This window comes from Legionella dresdenensis, assembly GCF_042649825.1.
GTDB lineage: Bacteria > Pseudomonadota > Gammaproteobacteria > Legionellales > Legionellaceae > Legionella_C > Legionella_C dresdenensis.
In genome coordinates this window covers 1-18,047 of sequence record NZ_JBHSAB010000021.1, presented here as the reverse complement: position 1 = coordinate 18,047, position 18,047 = coordinate 1, and the positions used below count along the sequence as shown (strand labels likewise).

Sequence of the window (18,047 nt, the reverse complement as noted above, 5' to 3'; positions counted from 1 at the left end):
CCGTATCGGGAGAGGGCTAGGGATTTTATTCTATCCCGTACCAGAGATAATAAATCCCCTCTCTCCCGTATCGGGAGAGGGCTAGCGATTTTATTCTATCCCGTACCAGAGACAATAAATCCCCCTCTCCCGTATCGGGAGAGGGCTAGCGATTTTATTCTATCCCGTACCAGAGACAATAAATCCCCCTCTCCCGTATCGGGAGAGGACAGGGATTTTATTCTATCCCGTACCAGAGACAATAAATCCCCCTCTCCCGTATCGGGAGAGGGCTAGGGATTTTATTCTATCCCGTACCAGAGACAATAAATCCCCCTCTCCCGTATCGGGAGAGGGCTAGGGGAGAGGGCTTTACATGCTTTTCTGGATGACAAGCCAAACACTACAGGTTATCATCATGCCTATCATCCAGCACCATAACTATTATGACTAATAATGACACAGCTACTGCAGCCCGTTTTGCCGCAGCAATATTCTTTGCTATTTATTCATTACTATTCCTGCTCTTTACCAAATATACCCTGCTGTCATTACAGGAAAGCAAATTATTACCCCTGTTTCCGGCTCTGCTCATAACCCCAATCACCGGCGCTTTTGCAGGCTACCTGTTTGGCGCCGCAATTGCCCGGCAAAAGCAGTGGTATAAAGCCCTGCTGCTAGGCTTCCTGCTGGCCATTATTGCCATATTACTCATTAGTCTGGTGCTTCTTGGTCATGGCTATTATTATGAGGCGCCGATTTTCCAGCAGGTAAAGGACTGGGAAGACTGTCTGGTTTTATATGGGGCAATCTTGCTGTCGATTACGCTTATAGTCGGGTTATGGTTAATCCCGATAACAGGTCTGGCAGCAGTTTACTTTAACCGGCATTTTTTCCCTGGGCTGCTCACCGCAAGCGGAATAAAGCCTGCTCAGCCGATTGACCAATCCCATGACTGATCGTACCGCTTTTTTCGACCTGATGGCGCAAGGCGCCATTGTTATTACTCCGAATAACCATCTGGCATACAGTCTGCTGGAGGATTTTCTGAACAGCCAAAGCCGGACTGTCCTTGAAAAACCCTGCTGTATTCCCTATCAGCAATACCTGCAACTCCTATTCAGGAACTACAGCCACCAAAACCCGCAAGCCAATTTGCCAATCTTGCTGACACAACAGCAAGTGCGTTTTTTATGGGCGGAGATCATTAAACAGGATTTTCCTGTTAATCAAGGTTTGATCGATGAAATTCAGGAAGCCTGGAACCGCTGTATTCGCTGGCAGCAGCCCATCGATGACACAGCTTTTGGCCTTACCGCTCAGACTCGGCAGTTTCAACTCTGGGCCCAGTGCTTTCAGCGCCGCCTTGATGAACTCAATGCCATTACTACCGAGCAAATTGCAGATTATCTGATTCAATGCCGTTTCAAAGCTACACACCAAACCCAGATTTGGTATTGTTTTGACGACTACACACCGCAACAACAAAGTCTGCAGTCTTATTTAAACAACCATGGCGCGCCTGTTTTGCATCTGGATTTGGCCGATCAACAGAATAGTCCTCTCTTTTATAGCGCAGCAGATGAATTGAATGAATATTCCCAACTCATCGCCTGGCTTGAACGGCAATTAGCGTCTGGCAAGCAAAATATCGGAGTTGTTCTTCCTGATCTGGAGGAAAGAGCCTCATTATTAAATCGATTATTATTGCAGAAACTGCCAGAAACCAGTTTCAATATCGCATACAGCCAACCATTGTTTAATTATGAATTAGTGGCGCATGCCTTGAATTGGTTAAGTATTGACGGTAAAACTCTGACCAACCACCAGGCACGATTATTACTGCAGTCGCCCTACTCCGGCTCTGCCAATTCTGAAATGCTGGCTCGCGCAGAAGCCTTGCAAAGCTGTTGTGCCCTACAAGAGCAGAAAATTGATATGGAATTACTGCTTGGCCAATTAAACAACCACGCGCCGAAATTATGTGAGCTGTTAAAAGCAGTAAAGCTTTATCCTGATCACGCTTCGCCCTCAGAATGGACTGAATTATTTAAAAACCGCTTGTTCCAGTTCGGCTTTCCCGGCGATTATCCGTTAACTTCAGCAGCCTACCAATGTTACAACCGCCTGCTGACTTTATTCGATGATTTACAGCAATTTGGCTTTTTAAACCATACCATGACCTGCGCACAGGCACTTGACGCCATTTCCAATTTGGCTAAAACCACCCCTTTTCAGCCGGAAAAATCTTCCGCGCCCATCCAGATAACCAGTTTGCTGGAAGCGGCTGGGACGCTTTATGACAGCTTATGGGTAACCGGCATGACCGATGAAAATATACCGCAGAAATCGCGTCTGTCAGCCTTTATTCCCATCGAATTGCAACGACAAAGACAAATGCCGCATGCGGATTTACAGAAAGAACTGCGCATGGCGCAAAAAACATTGCAGCGATTTAAAAATAGCAGCGCCAATACGCTATTCAGTTTTTCGCAATTGAGCAAAGACAAAGTTAATCTGCCAACGCCGCTATTAACTGATTTGCCAGCCTATATTCCTGAGCCGGTCTCTGTTTCATCTGCTCAAAATAATCTGGAAATGTATCACGAAGAGTACTTATTTCCGTTATTGGCCGATGAAACGACTACTGGCGGCTCCGCTTTGCTCGCCAACCAGGCAAAATGCCCATTCCGCGCATTCGCAGCCCATCGCCTTCATGCCAAAGACAGGCCGGTCAGCGCTTCAGACGGCCCGGATCGGATGGAGCGCGGCCAGATTATCCATAAGGTGATGGAATTATTGTGGCAAGACATTCAGGACCAAAACACTCTGCTTCAACTTACTGATGAAGCGCTTGAACAAAAAATCCGACAGGCCATTCATAACGCACTGTCTTCAGCCCGGCAATTACGCCCCTACTCTTTTTCCTCCCTGATTCAACAGGTTGAAACAGCGCGGCTGACCCGTCTTGTTGAAGCAAGTTTTGAATGGGATAAGCAAAGACCGCCCTTCAGTATTGCAGCGTTAGAACAGGAGTTTAACCTACAATTGGGAGATATCAACTTCAAATTACGTATTGACCGGCTTGATCATGTTGAAAATGGCAAAAAATGGGTTATTGACTACAAAAGTTCATTACCCACTGGCACGCCCTGGGTTGAAGATCGCCCCAAAGAACCGCAGCTATTACTGTATGCCCTGCTGGATGAAACGATCAATACCATAGTATTTAACAGCCTGAAACATGGTCAGTTAACCTGTAAGGGGTTTAGCGAAGAAACCAAATCAAAAGGCATTAACGCCATCAAGGACGATGAAAGCTGGCATGATTATCGGGAAAAGTGGCGCGAACAACTGCAGGCATTAGTCAACGAATATGCCAGCGGATTTTGTGCGCCCAATCCAATCACTGCCACCACCTGTCAACAATGCGACTTTAATGGGCTTTGCCGTTATAGGGCCGATGCATAAACATTCAACTTCCCAACATAGTCAAACCTTGATTGCTCTGCAATGCATCCGGCGCCTGCACAGCCTCCGGATTAAGCAATAATTTTTTATATTCTTTGGCAATAAACAACGTTCGAGAAGCTAATGAGCCAGGGTGGTTGAAAAAGTCAATCTGATAAAGTTTCTCTAAAAGCTGATCAACATTCACAATCTGCTTTCTCTTCACCATAGCCAAAATCCGGTTTACGTCCTCAATATGGTGACGGTTCCAATGACCGGTAAAAAAACGCAGGATACGCGAATCGCCCTTTGTGTAATCAACTAGCAACGCACATGCTTTATCCAGTTCCGAACCCTCACATCTCTGATAGCAATCCTGGTAAGCACGAGGCAAATTAAAATATTTATTGAGAATCTTCGGACCGTAAGGGGTGGAATAGCTATATATTTGAGTTGCTGGCAAGGCCTCTCGTATCATTTGCTCAGTACAATATTTACTACCCATAATTGGATAAGCCAACGCGGGATAACTACTAACCAGAGCAGAGACAAGGGCATCGCGCAATCCGTTTTTAACCCGCAGTACTTCCGATGTCATCAGGGGACTTTGTAACAACGCCTGTAAAATTTGTGGATTTCTTTGGCCGACACCTCTTGCTATCGCTGCGTGCAACGTAGTATTGTTCAGGCTTCGCTGTCCATAATCATTTTTATAAATAAAAAACGACTCTGCTTTACAATGGCGGCTATCCAATGCCAAACGTACCAGTTCCATAATCCCTGATTCAACTGCTCTGAATAATGTAGACGAATCCTGAAAATGCCGCTGGGTAAAATAAGGACTGGTAATAATGCATTTTATCATCTCAATAACAGGTAAATCGGAATCACGAACAGGTAGTCCCAGTCTTGCATTACTACTTAATCCTGAAAAAATTAATCGCTCGAGTACATATTCATGATACTCGTACTCGCCAAAAAAATTTTCAGCTTTGGGAGATAAAGCGGCAAAACGGACAGCATTTACATTACGGGCTTTTACGGCATTGGAAAAAAATCGACTATCGAGCTGATTGTGTTCAATATGGCTTGCTTTGATGCCAGGGTTTGCAAAAATGCCAGTTAAACGCAGATCGCAGTTAATAAATTCAATATGAGTTAAATCAACCGTACTTAAATCAAAACCACGCAAATCCTTATCTTTTATAATAATAAGCTGATTACATTCCAAATGATTGATATAGCCCTCCTCCAGTCCAAAGATAAAGGCATCTTCAATCAGAGCATGCTCGCTGACCTCAGTTAACGAATAGCCATATTTATTCAATATCTGTTGAGAAAAATTTTGTCTTGTCGACTTGGGCAAGGTATTAAACCATTTAGCAAGAGCGCTATCCTGACCGAATTTTTCAATTAACATATCTGCCAGTGTTAACCAGAAATAGCGCGGATGAGTCAGGTTTTTGTTTTCACTGATTAATTGAATGCATTTCACCTTAAGATGATTCAATCTCTGTTCAGTCTGCTCAGGCGTCAAGCGCTCAAACAAAGACTTCCAAAGAGCGCCGCTTTCACCCGTCAGTAGACGCTCTTTTAACGTAGCCGACGTGATTGCCTGCGGCATGCAGTCAATGACCTCAGTTGTCATGGTTTGAATGAAATCAGTCGATTGAGTTAACATGCCGCTACAATAGTGCGTAATAATCTGTTCGACTTTGATTTGCAAATCAGCCTTGGAAGAACCAAACAAGTTAGTCCCCAGCGACACATTACTCTCAAACAGATTAGTCAGTATATTTTCCAGCTTCTTCAAACCAGCTATTAATTGGGATTCCAATCCCCCTGTTTCACTGAGCGAATAAGGATCCCGCAAGAGCGCCAGTAACGAGTCAAACTTTTCCGAAGTGATTTGCCGTTGTTCAGGTTTTACACTTTGGTAATAACCCCTGATCTCGCTCTCAAACTGGTCATGAGCAGCAACCACCCAATGTTGTAAATCCTCTGGTGTTTTCTCATCCTGCCGGCAGCCCCCCGGCAATCCCCGCAAGTGATAAAAACGCAGATAATCCCGAAACAGTTTCGGTTGTGTTTGCGCTAACTCTTCAAGCCGTTTTTTACTGTAAGCAATATATTGATATCCTATCCATTTTTCAGTCACTGCCACTTCCTGAGCAATTTTGACATCGATATGGATAGCATCAAGGCTGCTGACGATCTGGTTTCTAGTACCCATCCAGCAGGCAGCATGGTTTGTACCATACTCATTTTGCGCCATGGCAAGATGCTTGACCAATTGATATTTGCGCATCAGAACTTCAGTGGGGGACATGTCGATACCGGCAACAAACGCCTGTGGATTGGCGTCATTAACAGCCTGCCACAACAAATTCAATACCTGCTGATTAGTCAGAAACGTTTTTTCTGTTTCAGATACTGCATACTGACGATTTTCCGGTTGTGTTTTAATCCGGCTACAAGCTATTTTGGCTGCTTTTATTTCTTGCCCTGAGAGATGATTATCGGGCTTTAATTGACTTAAAAAGCTATCAAGGCTTTGTACCGGCATTGCAAGCCGTTGATAACGTTGATAAAGCGCAACAATACTGCTATCGACAGCTCTGACTACAAAGCTGTCATGCGTATTTTGCCCATCATTTGCAAAACGCTCTAAAGCGCCCTCATTTTCAATCACATGCTGTTGCTGATAATTATTTTCATAAACGCAGAGCACCTGAAATAACCAGTTGGCTGGCATTTCCCTAAAGCGGGTTTTGTCAGCAACATACCATGTAGCAAATGTGTCTGCATATTCCTGAAAAGGATCAATTTTTCCAGTATTCAGGAGACAGTAAATTATTTCTCGTGCCGGTTGTTTACCCGCAGGCGGATGTAATGCCCACCATAATATAGAAAGCTTGTTAGGGGTAATGTGATTTAAATCAAGATCCTGATTTTCATTTAATAACCGTTTGAGGACATCGACATCCTGAATATCAACAGCCTGTTTAATTTGAGAGATTATAGACACATTGAGAGACCATGAAAAAATCAATATGCGACATTTTAAAACACAAATACATCCTATCACAACCACCAGAGTTAATTTTATTCAGAATGCAAATTTCCATTCGTCTGCTATCTTTAAATAGCTTACAGATTTTCTAATAATAATTTTCAACTAAGGAAAGATCATGTATAAAAAATTATTAGGAGTTGTTGTTCTGGCCTCTTCTTTTGCCCTGAGCCAAGTCACATTTGCCCATTCAGGCAGCTGTGGGGAAGGCCTTAAAGAAATGATTTCCTCTTTAAAACTCGATAATAGCCAAAGAGAAAAAATCAAACCCGTTTTAGATCAATTAAAATCAACTATTAAAGACAATGCAGCGCAAATGCAAGATCTGAATACTCAAATTCAGCAGCAAAGCATGTCTGCTTCTATGGATCAATCAACTGTGAATGGCCTGGTTGATAAGAAAACAACTCTGATTGGTAATATGATCAAAGCCAAGATCAATGCTAAAAATCAAATTTTTAACGTGCTGAATGCTGATCAAAGAACAGCGCTGCAAAGCAAAATGCAAAAAATGGAAGAAAAAATGGCAGCTAAATTCAAAAATTGCCATCAAGACGACTAAGCAGTTATTGTAGTGTGGGGCTGCAAAGCCCAACACTCAATTTTTCAATAGGGTTAAAGCTTGATTATGTTGCTCCGCATAATGAATTATTATTAAATTAAAACAAAAGATTTGTGTTATCGAGAAACCTAAACGTTATGCTAGATACACCTAATAAATTAATCGTCATTTCTGGTTGTTCTGGTGGTGGAAAAACAACTCTTATTAATGAATTAAGCAAAATGGGTTACGCTGTCGTTCCAGAAGCTGCTACAGAAATTGTGAATCAACAATTAAATAAAAATGGACAAAATACTCCATGGCAAGATCGTGGCGGCTTTTGTAAGCTGCTTATCGAAAAATCACTTGATGATTTTCATCGAGCCAAGGCAATGACTGATATATATGACAATACAATATTTTTTGACAGGAGCTATTTGGAAGGAATACGTTACTACAAAAGTTTAAATACAATAGACTCAGATAAGTATGACTTTTTCATTAACAATTTAAGATATTTTCATGCTGTCTATATAACGCCTCCATGGGAAGAAATTTACTGTCAGAACGAGACACGAAAGCACTCATTCAAAAAGAGTGTTGACGACTTTGAAAAGGTCGTATCTTTCTACCTCAAGTGTGGATATCAAACTATAGAGCTACCTAAAGTAGATGTAAGAGCTAGAGTTCAGTTTATTCTGTCATCTATAAACCAGTACCAATCTCTGCAGTAAGCCCTTTCCTTTAAAGGGCTTACTGCTCTGAACTTGCAAGGCATGAGGGACTAAACACGCGATTGAAACCTTGATTACGCTTCGCTGCATCAAGGCTACTCTCTAGAAGTGACGCAGCTTAATAGATTTGATCATCCCAGCTTCAAATTATAGATTAGAAATGAGCACAGCAATTAACACCACAAATCCCAGTGTGCGGCGAAAGTAATTCACTCCACTGGATATCTCCAACCATGCCCATGTAAAGATAAACCCAAACCGGAGCATATGAAAAAGCAAACTCACTCTTGACTGACTGCTACTCCAAAGAAAATCCAATAGCGTGAATACAAACCACAAGATTAAAGGCCAGTTAGGAAATTGGAATATTACTACTCGGTTTTCACTGTCTTTAAAAAAATCAATAAATTTATACATGTTTATTTACTTACTTAAAATGGGAGGTCAAATTAGAACCGCTAATTCTTATTGATAACACGCACCCCACCCCTTTGCAATCATTGGCTTAGAAATGATTAGCTTCGTTATTAGAGTTAACTTATTTTCAACCTTCCTAAAGTTATTTTTTGTTTATTTAAAGCACAGATTTTTAAATTTACCTCGATCTGCCCCCTCTCCCGCGAAAGGAATTTGAATAGTATACTGATGGTTCATCGCGGGAGAGGGTTGGGGAGAGGGAAGTGGACAAATCGATACTAAGGCAACGCGCAAAAAAGTTACGTAGGCAAAGTATCCTTACAGAGCAGCATACTGAGTCCACCAACACTATGTCCTATTGCCATAGTCTAATGGTAAGTCACGCCAAGCAGCCCCTGTTCGAAGGATCCAGCAAACAGCTTCCAAAAATAAGCGATCATCTTTCCCATGCCTCCCTTGAGGCTTTGGTAATAATTCGTGACATTCCCTCTCCCCAACCCTCTCCCGCGAATGATCATCAGTATACTATTCAAATTCCTTTCGCGGGAGAGGGGGCAGATCGAGGTAAATTTAAAAATCTGTGCTTTAAATAAACAAAAAACAACTTTAGGTACGTACCTAATTTTTACTTTAAAGAACTACCTATGGATAATATATGCTTCAGAACGATTTGAGAGAGGAAGGCTTATGTTATTTTATTATAAATTAATCAGTTACGTACTAATTTGAACTATGGCGAACAATTACAAATTGTGTAATTGGTGCCCAGGGCCGGAGTCGAACCGGCACGGACTTTTGGTCCGAGGGATTTTAAGTCCCTTGCGTCTACCTGTTTCGCCACCTGGGCATAATCTTGGAGGCTGAGGCCGGAATCGAACCGGCGTACACGGCTTTGCAGGCCGCTGCATAACCACTCTGCCACACAGCCAAAATCAGTTTGATCACTAAAAAAAAAGCGACCATCTTGTCGCTTAAATTCTGGAGCGGGAAACGAGACTCGAACTCGCGACCCCAACCTTGGCAAGGTTGTGCTCTACCAACTGAGCTATTCCCGCGTCGTTATGGTTTGCCATTTTACCGAAAAAAAAGGTAGTGTCAACAACTAAATTTAATTTTTTTTCGTTAATTCCGGCCAGGCAATAGTCAGATAAATTATCATTGACCAGATAGTTAAAATTGCTGCCGCATAGAGCATAATAAAGCCGATTACACCCCACCACGAATGCGCTGGGTGAAAGGCAATTAGCAATAAAAGCGCAGCCATTTGCACGGTTGTTTTTACTTTTCCGATGTAACTGACGGTTACGCTCGCCCTGCTGCCGACCTCCGCCATCCATTCACGCAAGGCTGAAATTACGATTTCACGGCCGACGATAACGATAGCCGGCAAGGTAATATAACTAATGTCTTTAGCGCCAACTAATAACAGTAACGTACAGGCAACCAGCAATTTATCGGCAACCGGATCAAGAAACGCACCGAACGGCGACATTTGCTGGAGTTTTCGGGCCAGGTAACCATCCAGCCAGTCAGTAAAACAGGCTAACGCAAATATCATGGCCGCCAGCACATGCCCCCACTGAAAAGGCAGATAAAAAGCAATAATGAAAATTGGGATTAGCAAGATACGCATTAGCGTCAAAATATTGGGTAAACCACTAATATTGCTCACAACACATCCTTATTCTTCTGATAAATTTAAAAATCTGGCAATTTGCTTATAATCATGAAAAACGCCCAAAGCCCCTTCCATCATCAACGCACTGGAATTCTGGTGATAAAAATCTACGCCTATCGCATCAACTCCAATACTTTTCGCCATTTTGATATCGCTTAATGAATCGCCGACCATTAACGCTTCTCCGGCAGGCAGGCTATAAATTGCCAAAATCTCTTCCAGCATTTGCGGTGATGGCTTGGGCTCTGATTGGCTGGCTGATTTAATCACTTTAAAATAGTCATCCAGGCCTGACTGTTGCACCGCACGCATCAGGCTTTGCTGGCCTTTATTGGAGGCGATTGCCAGATCAATGCCTTTTTGGTGCAACTGTTCAATCGTTTCCTTCGCGCCTGGAAACAAATAAAGCTGCAGACCGCGTGAAACCAATACAGTTTGTACAGCATTGACAAGTTCATAATGCTGCTCAGGCGACAGATGAGGAAAAACTTTGCGGATAGCGTTATTTAATCCCAGTTCAACAGATTGGCTCGCGATTTCCCAATCCAGCTCGCCGAAATTCAAACGCCTGGCTTCATTTTCTACACAATGAATCACCTGTCCGAGGGTATCGCAGAGAGTTCCCTCCCAATCAAATACCACAAGACGATACTGTTTACTCATGATTTAATTGATTCCTCGCTCTTAACAATTTCAACGTCTGCGCAAACCGTTCATCCGGTTTTGCCTCAAAACGCAGCACCTTGCCATTCAGGTTAAATTGAATTGCGCGCGCATGCAAATAAAGTCGTGATTTTCCTATATCAAGTTTTTCAATTACCGCCGGATCGCCATATTTATCGTCACCGACGATTGCATGGCCGATATGAGCGCTATGAACCCTGATCTGATGGGTTCTGCCTGTTTTAGGCATTGCCTCCACCCAACAGGCATCCTGATAATTTTCAAGCAAACGGAATTCGGTTTGTGATGGTTTACCCTGATTCCTATCAACCGTTACAATACGCTCGCCTGATTTCAAAGTATTTTTATGTAACGGTGCATCGACTAGCTGATGCTTTGCTCCTGTCCAATGGTCTGCCAATAGCGCCCAATAGGTTTTGGTAACCTGCCGGTTGACCAGTTCAGCCTGAACAACGCGCAAGATGCTGCGTTTTTTGGCCAGCAACAAACAGCCTGACGTTTCGCGATCAAGACGGTGTACCAATTCAAGATAAGTAAGCTCCGGCCTGAGCTTGCGCATCGCCTCAATCATTCCAAGGCTTAGGCCACTGCCGCCATGCACGGCTATACCGGCAGGCTTATTAACCACCAGCAAGCCGTTATCCTCAAACAGAATGCATTCATTCAACCTTTGCTCCAGCTTCTCCCCGACGTGGATTTCCTTGTCCTGCGCAGTCCGTATTGGCGGAATGCGCACGATATCGCCGGCAGCCAAGCGGGATGATGGTTGCGCCCTCTTTTTATTAATCCGGACTTCACCACCCCGAATAATCCGATAGATGTGGCTTTTGGGAACTCCCTTTAAAATCCGCATCAGATAATTATCCAGGCGCTGCCCATCCTCCTCAGCGCTAATTTCGTTATAACGTACTTCACCCATTCTGATAAACCTATTTGCTGTCGCTGTTTTTTTTGGTACTATACTTACTTGTAAGAGTCAGGAAATTACAAGCCTGTACACTCTTGCGGACGAATTATAACGCATAAACCACTAAAAAAGGTTTAATTGCTGATTATTTTAGATAGTTTAAAAATAAAACGCGCTTCCCTTAGTTGAAGATATAAGGAAGCAGCCTAATATCAGAGTCAAATTGAACAAGAACTCGACAGATACCTGTGCATGTCAGACATACCTGACACGGTTTCAGCCTGTTTTGCATACAGCAAAGAACAGATTCCTTTCTTTTATCCAAAAAACCCGTGAGAATCCTGTAATGCAAAATACGCTGGTCCCAGTGCTTATGATAAAGGTGATGCATTTTCAAGAGTGAAGATGGCATGCATATGGTCTGAGTGGATATTGGTTATGCTTAAAGAAGTTTTTTTGTTAAGTTGCTGAGACGTTAATTGATTTGGATAAACCGTTTTTTTATCCTCGATTACGCAAGCAGAACTTGCCTGTCAGGCATTAAGCCGTTGTCATTTTAATATAAAATAACAGGTAATAACGGATCGCGACTGAATAAAAATAACTGCCTTACACTGTCTCAATTTAAGTGTGTTGCGCCCTGAACGGGGTTTAAGAATGGCAATGGAAAGAATGTTAATAAATGCAACCCAGATGGAGGAAATCCGGGTTGCACTGGTTAAAGATCATCATTTATATGATTTGGACATTGACTGTCCAACGGATATTAAGAAAAAAGGCAATATTTACAAGGCGGTTGTAACCCGCCGCGAACCAAGTCTGGATGCGGTTTTTGTTGAGTATGGCGCCAAACGCCATGGCTTCTTGCCGCTTAAGGAAATTGCGCCTGAGTACTTAAGCAGAAATCCGGAAGAATTTGGCGATGACAAGCCGCCTATCACCTCACTGATACGTGAAGGCCAGGAGTTGCTGATTCAGGTAGATAAAGAAGAGCGCGGAACCAAAGGCGCTGCTCTTACGACCTTTATCACGCTGGCTGGCTGCTATCTGGTACTCATGCCCAATAATCCCAATTCAGGCGGCATATCACGGCGTATTGAAGGCGATGATCGCGACGAATTGCGTGAAACCCTTAATGGGCTGCAATTACCGGAAGATATGGGGCTGATTATCCGTACTGCGGGTGTCGGCAAAGGCACTGATGAGTTACAGGCTGATCTGGATATGCTTTGCAATCAATGGCAGGCTATCCGTCATGCTTATTCAACTCAATTGGCGCCCTGTCTGATTCATCAGGAAGGCGATGTTATTATCCGCTCTATTCGTGATAACTTACGGAAATCGATTTCTGAAATCATCATTGACGATCAGATTTCTTATGTAAAAGCAAAACAATACATTGAACAGGTTAAACCTGACTTTTTACCAAACCTCAAACTGTATAATAACGCCGTTCCGTTGTTTAATTTCTATCAGGTTGAAAGCCAAATCGAAACAGCGTATCAGCGTGAAGTTCCACTGCCGTCAGGCGGTGCTCTGGTTATCGACCGAACCGAAGCGCTGGTATCAATCGATATTAACTCGGCGAAAGCAACAAGCGGTTCAGACATCGAAGCGACTGCACTGAATACCAACCTGGAAGCAGCCGATGAAATTGCCCGTCAATTACGCCTGCGCGACCTGGGCGGCCTGGTGGTTATCGATTTCATCGATATGAGCTCTGCTAAAAATCAGAGAGAAGTGGAAAACAGGCTTAAAGAAGCGTTACGCGCCGATCGTGCGCGTATTCAGGTTGGCCGTATTTCACGATTTGGTTTACTGGAAATGTCGCGTCAGCGCTTAAGGCTCTCTCTGGGTGAAAACTCACAGGAAGTCTGCCCGCGCTGCGAAGGCCGTGGTACTGTACGCAATATTCAATCACATGGCTTGTCTATTGTCCGCCTGATTGAAGAAGAAGCCTTAAAGGAAAAGACCGCTGAAGTACAGGTTCAATTACCAGTTGATTTGGCTACTTTCATTATGAATGAAAAGCGTGATTTCATCCTGAATATTGAAAAACGCCATAATGTTCATGTTCTGATTATCGCTAATCCTTATCTGCATGCGCCGCAATACTCAATTACCCGTTTAAAAGAAGATAACGTCGGCAAGAACAAAAAGCCAAGTTATACGCTGATTCAGCAACCTGAATTGGAAATTGCGCGTACCAATCAATCAGCGAACAAGCAGGATGAGCCTGCTGTTAAAGCCTTTACCAGCACCAAATCAGGTACCAGAGTGCCAAGTTCAGGCCTTATCAAACGCTTGTGGAACAGCATTTTCGGGGTTCAGAAAGAAAATGAAACGGATTCAACAGGCAGTGCAGGCGGCCATCGCCATAAAAAACAGCGTCCTAACCAGCAAAACAAGCAGCAACAAGGAATGAGAACGCCTAACAGCGGCGACAAGCGCAATCAGGCCAATCGCCGCCGCCGTAACCCTGGCAATCAGCAGAACAGACCCAACCAGGCTGCTTCTGGTAATATCAACAATAATAACCAACAGCGTAAACGGCCTGCAGGTAATATTACTGCAAATCGTGTTGTTCCGCTTAAAGACGCCGCTGCCAAAAAGAAAGAAGCGGCAAGCCGGGAATCAACGGAAGGTTAACGAATAAGGCGACCTGCTATTTGTAGTTTGAGTTGGGTCAAACGACCCAACCAACACCTGTAATTTAGAAAGTAGAGCAACCTACTTCCAGCCCACATTTCTCCAATTTTCATGTTATAATAAAACCATACTGACCAAATTTTGAAAACCATGAACCCAGCTATTATTCAGCTCCGAACTGCTATTGATGAACAAAATCATGCTTTAGTTGGACAGATTCTACAAGATAATCCAGATCTTGATATTAATAATGTAACGCCAAATGGCTTATCAGCTTTTTGGTGGGCATTGAGTCCTCCAGCCGGAAAGACAACCTCTAATGCCATACTTAGCTTGTTAGCTAATCATAAAAATACCAATATTGATCAAACCTACGGCAATTTGGAAATTAATCAGATTTATTCAAGGCCTGTAAATCTGGATTATGAACATAACAGCCTAAAACCGGCTTCAGATAAAATAGAAATCCCTTCCGACATTCAGGAACTTCTTGATAAAGCAAGAGATAGTAAAGTTGAATTTAAAGACCGGGATTTGCGGGGTATTGATTTAAGCAATATCAATTTGGAAAATGTGACATTTACCAATTGTAATCTACGTCTGACCAATATTGGCAGAAATCCCCGAATAAAAGCCAGACATCTGGAAAATAATACTACTGATTTATATTTTTTCCATGCTGCAGTCGTTACACAGCAAGAACAGACTGTTAAAGCTGTGCTCGATCGTAACGATTTTGAGTCAGAAATTTTAACCAGCCATTATCGTGGTTATACTCCGTTGCACTATGCCGTAATAAGCCAAAATAAAAACATTGTTGTGGCCATTCTGAATAGTAAGCATTGTAATGATAACATTGTTAACGCTAAAGTCAGAGCCAGTGACACACCCGCGATCCTTGCGGCGAAGCAGCAACAAAAAGAAATTTTTGATTTATTCCTTCAAAGCCGATTTAGTCTTGGAACTGCATTCGAAGCCCTTATTGATATCGCCCCGCCAACCCCAGGCAATGCCTCACTGGGAATGCGACCGGAGAAAAATCAGGGGACTCTTTTGCATTTGCTAATTCGTGATAATGATATTGAGAATGTAAAAAAACTGCTTGCGCATAAAGAATTTACAACCAATTTATTAACAATTGAAACCAAATCGGGTAATCCTGATAATAAATTAAACGCCCTGCAATATGCTATTCAGTCAGGGCGGATTGAAATTGTTCAGGCGATACTTGACAGTGATGTTTGTACTACGGAATTCTTAAAAGATACAAATGCGTTGACTCATGCCGTTAAGCAGGGCTGTTCTTTTGAAATCTATCAGGCAATCCAATCACATAAAAAATTCACCCCCGATTTATTAAAGCCTTCTGGGTATGCAGGTTCGGTATTGCATGTATCAACTAGATGGTCTGATAATGAAGAGCTAGTCAAAGCTATTTTGGCTTCTAATCCTGAGCTTTTAAGCTCAAAAGCGGGTGCTTGGAGTAATACTCCCTTGCATTGGGCTGTCGAAAATAACAACCCGAAAAATGCCAGATTGCTACTCAGCCACCCCAGCTGCACTTCCCATGTTTTAGGGCAAAAGGATAATAAAAATCGCACTGCGTTGCATTTTGCAATTGAGCTGTGCAAGAACGAATTTGTTCAGGAAATACTGGCAAGCCCTGGCTGTACAGCCAGCTTTCTGGCTAAGGAAAATTTTCTTAATGACAGGTTTGTTAAGAGGGATTCAGAATTATCGAAACTAATAAAGCGCCACTTAAGCCCTGAGAAATATAACCAATTCTATCAGGGGCAAAAATCACAAATCGAAAAAGCCTGTGATTTGCTTGCTGATTATTGCAAGCTGAATTCTGTTGTAGGTCCATCCGCAGGCTTGTTTTTTACCGGACATTTAAACCGTCACCACACTCAGAAAATATCAGCCATCGTCAATAAATATCGTAATGATAAAACGCTTACTGTCAGTGATTTAGTCAAAGAAATTGATCAGGAAATCGGGTTAAATGAGCTGAATCCCATAGGATCTCTGGCAAAACGCATGACATTTATTATTAAAGAATATAATCGTTCAATCCAGGGAACCAATAATACCATGCTCAGGTTTGACTCCCAGAACGACAATGCGGATTTAAATGCTGCTTCGACACAAGCTGTGCCTCACCAGAGTCCTCCGCTATTGTAAGAGATCTGAAGCTCATTTTCTAAAATTGACTCGTTAAAAAAGGCTAATTCATGATTTACAGAATCGGAAAAAGCCTTTTCCATTGCACTATGTAATGCTGCTGATTTGCCGCAGCCAATTTCATTGACCATGTCCGCCATTTGCCGGGTCGCCAGTAGGAAATCGTTGCAGACGTAAGTGTCTATCCATGCTTGATAACGGTTCTCAGGCTGCGTTTTTAATCGTCGGCCCAGTTCACAGTATATCCAGAAACAAGGTAATACACTTGCCATTGCCTCTTCAACTGATTCGTGTTTTACTTTTGCGTAAAGATGGTTCAGATAATCCTGTATAGCTTTCTCTATCGGTGCCGGTTGTGACAAATCGCTTAGATAGGTTTTCTGCATTTCTTGTTCAGCAATAACGACATCGTTTGCAAACCGCTCAAATAAGCTGGCATATTGGCTGTATTGCGGCTTAAGGCGAAGAGCAATCTTCGATAGTATAGATGCATAATTTTGAAGATAACGATGATCCTGACGTAAATAGTAGGAAAAAGATTCCGGCGCCAGACTGCCGGAAAACAATTGCCGATTAAATTCATGGCTATAGATACGATTTAATGACTGCTCATTATTTATAAGAAAACGCTGAACCAAATTAAAATTGAAAAGCAATGATGGCATTACACTCTCCCTTCGCTGGCATTACCCAGAGCAGGTTAAAAGGGTATTTCTCAGCCTGCGGCATACACTGCAAGCACCCCTGGTTAAATGAAGCAGTACCATAACAGAATTTCAAATAAATGCAAGCCAAAGCAGTTATAATACATGCACATAATTAAGGCTACTGAATTGACCATAAAGATCAAATAAAGTATATTGTTGCCATTTTTTGCCAGAAAATATTATGAATAAAACGAGTTATTTAATTTTTTTAAATTTTGCACGCAACGGCGATATCATTGAAGAAAATTTAACTATTGATGATTTTTACAGGAATTTTGAAAAACTGATGGAAGAGCGTAAAAGCATCGCTTACATCAGGTCTTTATCTGGCCTTAGCATATTCAATCAGGATGTAAACTACAGTACCGTATGTGATAATACTAACATTAGTAGAATCCAGCGCTTTGTTGTCTCTCTTAATATTGACAGTGCTGAAGGTAATATGCGTTTATTTCAGCAGGAATATCGTTTTTTGAAAGCAAAATTTTCTGTCATTCAATTACAATCAAGCACAAAAGATATCCCGCAATGGCAAATTGAAACAACGCTGACTGCACCTGAGATGGACGCAGATAACTGCGTGATTGATATTCTTGAGCCATGCTTTTCTGACAATTGCACACCCGCTCAATTAGGCGTTTGTACGATATTATAACCAGGTGGCATTAGTTATTCCTGTTGAAACGTTGAGTGTTGGGCTTTACAGCCCATAGCCGTCAAGCTAAGGAATTAAATTTCTATATTTCACAATATCATTCGGGCTGAGGAAGCGCGTTAGCGCTGTCTCGAAGCCTGTGGTACAGTGCCACGCCTTCGAGACAAATGCTCCGCATTTTCCTCAGGCCGAACGAATATGTGCTGTAAAACCCATAGCAGGCAGTTAAGGAATTTTGTACATTTACTATTCTAATTTCCTGTGTACCTGGCTTAGCTTGACGGCCATGGGCTTTACAGCCCAACCTTCTATGAGAAGACTTTTGTCAACCCTTTTTTTATAGTCAGTCAAGCCTGCGCGATTAGCGCACCCGCAGGGCTTGGGCTTGA

Annotated in this window: 12 protein-coding genes, 3 tRNA genes, 1 pseudogene and 1 riboswitch; of the genes and pseudogenes, 7 read left to right on the top strand and 9 right to left on the bottom strand. The window is 42.6% G+C overall.

The window, feature by feature from the left end; genetic code table 11:
- Positions 1 to 425: 425 nt before the first annotated feature.
- On the top strand, positions 426 to 938 hold the full coding sequence (locus tag ACFORL_RS08765) for a hypothetical protein (RefSeq protein ID WP_382343117.1): 513 nt from the start codon (positions 426 to 428) through the stop codon (positions 936 to 938).
- Entirely contained in the window at positions 931 to 3,450 is a 2,520-nt protein-coding gene (locus ACFORL_RS08760) for a PD-(D/E)XK nuclease family protein (protein WP_382343115.1), read from the top strand. Before ACFORL_RS08765 ends, ACFORL_RS08760 begins: the two co-directional genes overlap by 8 nt.
- A 4-nt stretch (positions 3,451 to 3,454) precedes the next feature.
- Here ACFORL_RS08760 and ACFORL_RS08755 read toward each other — a convergent pair whose 3' ends face one another.
- Positions 3,455 to 6,457 (bottom strand): DUF5617 domain-containing protein, encoded by a 3,003-nt coding sequence (locus ACFORL_RS08755; protein WP_382343113.1) that lies wholly within the window; start codon positions 6,455 to 6,457, stop codon positions 3,455 to 3,457.
- Between the two features lie 163 nt (positions 6,458 to 6,620).
- Between ACFORL_RS08755 and ACFORL_RS08750 the strand changes: the two genes are divergently transcribed.
- Both ACFORL_RS08750 and ACFORL_RS08745 read left to right on the top strand, forming a co-directional pair.
- Positions 6,621 to 7,064 (top strand): Spy/CpxP family protein refolding chaperone, encoded by a 444-nt coding sequence (locus tag ACFORL_RS08750; RefSeq protein ID WP_382343111.1) that lies wholly within the window; start codon positions 6,621 to 6,623, stop codon positions 7,062 to 7,064.
- A 137-nt stretch (positions 7,065 to 7,201) separates the two neighbouring features.
- Complete coding sequence (locus ACFORL_RS08745; RefSeq protein WP_382343109.1) at positions 7,202 to 7,777, top strand: AAA family ATPase; 576 nt, start codon at positions 7,202 to 7,204, stop codon at positions 7,775 to 7,777.
- A 774-nt stretch (positions 7,778 to 8,551) separates the two neighbouring features.
- Here ACFORL_RS08745 and ACFORL_RS08740 read toward each other — a convergent pair.
- The 7 genes and pseudogenes from ACFORL_RS08740 to ACFORL_RS08710 form a co-directional block, all read right to left on the bottom strand.
- A pseudogene (locus ACFORL_RS08740) lies at positions 8,552 to 8,659 on the bottom strand (transposase); the annotation flags it as partial.
- A 294-nt stretch (positions 8,660 to 8,953) separates the two neighbouring features.
- Positions 8,954 to 9,041 (bottom strand) — tRNA-Leu (locus tag ACFORL_RS08735).
- A 7-nt stretch (positions 9,042 to 9,048) separates the two neighbouring features.
- Positions 9,049 to 9,122: transfer RNA gene (locus ACFORL_RS08730), tRNA-Cys, on the bottom strand.
- Positions 9,123 to 9,173: 51 nt separating this feature from the next.
- Positions 9,174 to 9,249 (bottom strand) — tRNA-Gly (locus ACFORL_RS08725).
- A 53-nt stretch (positions 9,250 to 9,302) separates the two neighbouring features.
- Positions 9,303 to 9,866, bottom strand: a complete 564-nt coding sequence (gene pgsA / locus ACFORL_RS08720) for a CDP-diacylglycerol--glycerol-3-phosphate 3-phosphatidyltransferase (RefSeq protein ID WP_382343107.1) — start codon at positions 9,864 to 9,866, stop codon at positions 9,303 to 9,305.
- A gap of 9 nt (positions 9,867 to 9,875) precedes the next feature.
- Positions 9,876 to 10,535 (bottom strand): HAD family hydrolase, encoded by a 660-nt coding sequence (locus ACFORL_RS08715; protein ID WP_382343105.1) that lies wholly within the window; start codon positions 10,533 to 10,535, stop codon positions 9,876 to 9,878.
- Positions 10,528 to 11,475, bottom strand: coding sequence for an RluA family pseudouridine synthase (locus ACFORL_RS08710; protein WP_382343103.1), 948 nt, complete (start codon positions 11,473 to 11,475; stop codon positions 10,528 to 10,530). The genes ACFORL_RS08715 and ACFORL_RS08710 overlap by 8 nt, the downstream gene beginning before the upstream one ends.
- 651 nt (positions 11,476 to 12,126) lie before the next feature.
- Here ACFORL_RS08710 and ACFORL_RS08705 point away from each other — a divergent pair.
- Both ACFORL_RS08705 and ACFORL_RS08700 read left to right on the top strand, forming a co-directional pair.
- Entirely contained in the window at positions 12,127 to 14,112 is a 1,986-nt protein-coding gene (locus ACFORL_RS08705; protein WP_382343207.1) for an Rne/Rng family ribonuclease, read from the top strand.
- A gap of 150 nt (positions 14,113 to 14,262) precedes the next feature.
- Positions 14,263 to 16,296: an ankyrin repeat domain-containing protein gene (locus ACFORL_RS08700; RefSeq protein ID WP_382343102.1), complete on the top strand. Its 2,034-nt coding sequence runs from the start codon at positions 14,263 to 14,265 to the stop codon at positions 16,294 to 16,296.
- On the opposite strand, the gene ACFORL_RS08695 is transcribed toward ACFORL_RS08700, so the two are convergent.
- Positions 16,272 to 16,961 carry a TenA family protein gene (locus tag ACFORL_RS08695; protein WP_382343100.1) on the bottom strand — a complete coding sequence of 230 codons (690 nt, stop codon included), beginning with the start codon at positions 16,959 to 16,961 and terminating at the stop codon, positions 16,272 to 16,274. The genes ACFORL_RS08700 and ACFORL_RS08695 overlap by 25 nt on opposite strands.
- Positions 16,952 to 17,052: riboswitch (TPP riboswitch) on the bottom strand. It overlaps the preceding gene by 10 nt.
- Before the next feature lie 132 nt (positions 17,053 to 17,184).
- Between ACFORL_RS08695 and ACFORL_RS08690 the strand changes: the two genes are divergently transcribed.
- On the top strand, positions 17,185 to 17,658 hold the full coding sequence (locus ACFORL_RS08690; protein ID WP_382343098.1) for a hypothetical protein: 474 nt from the start codon (positions 17,185 to 17,187) through the stop codon (positions 17,656 to 17,658).
- Positions 17,659 to 18,047: the final 389 nt, after the last annotated feature.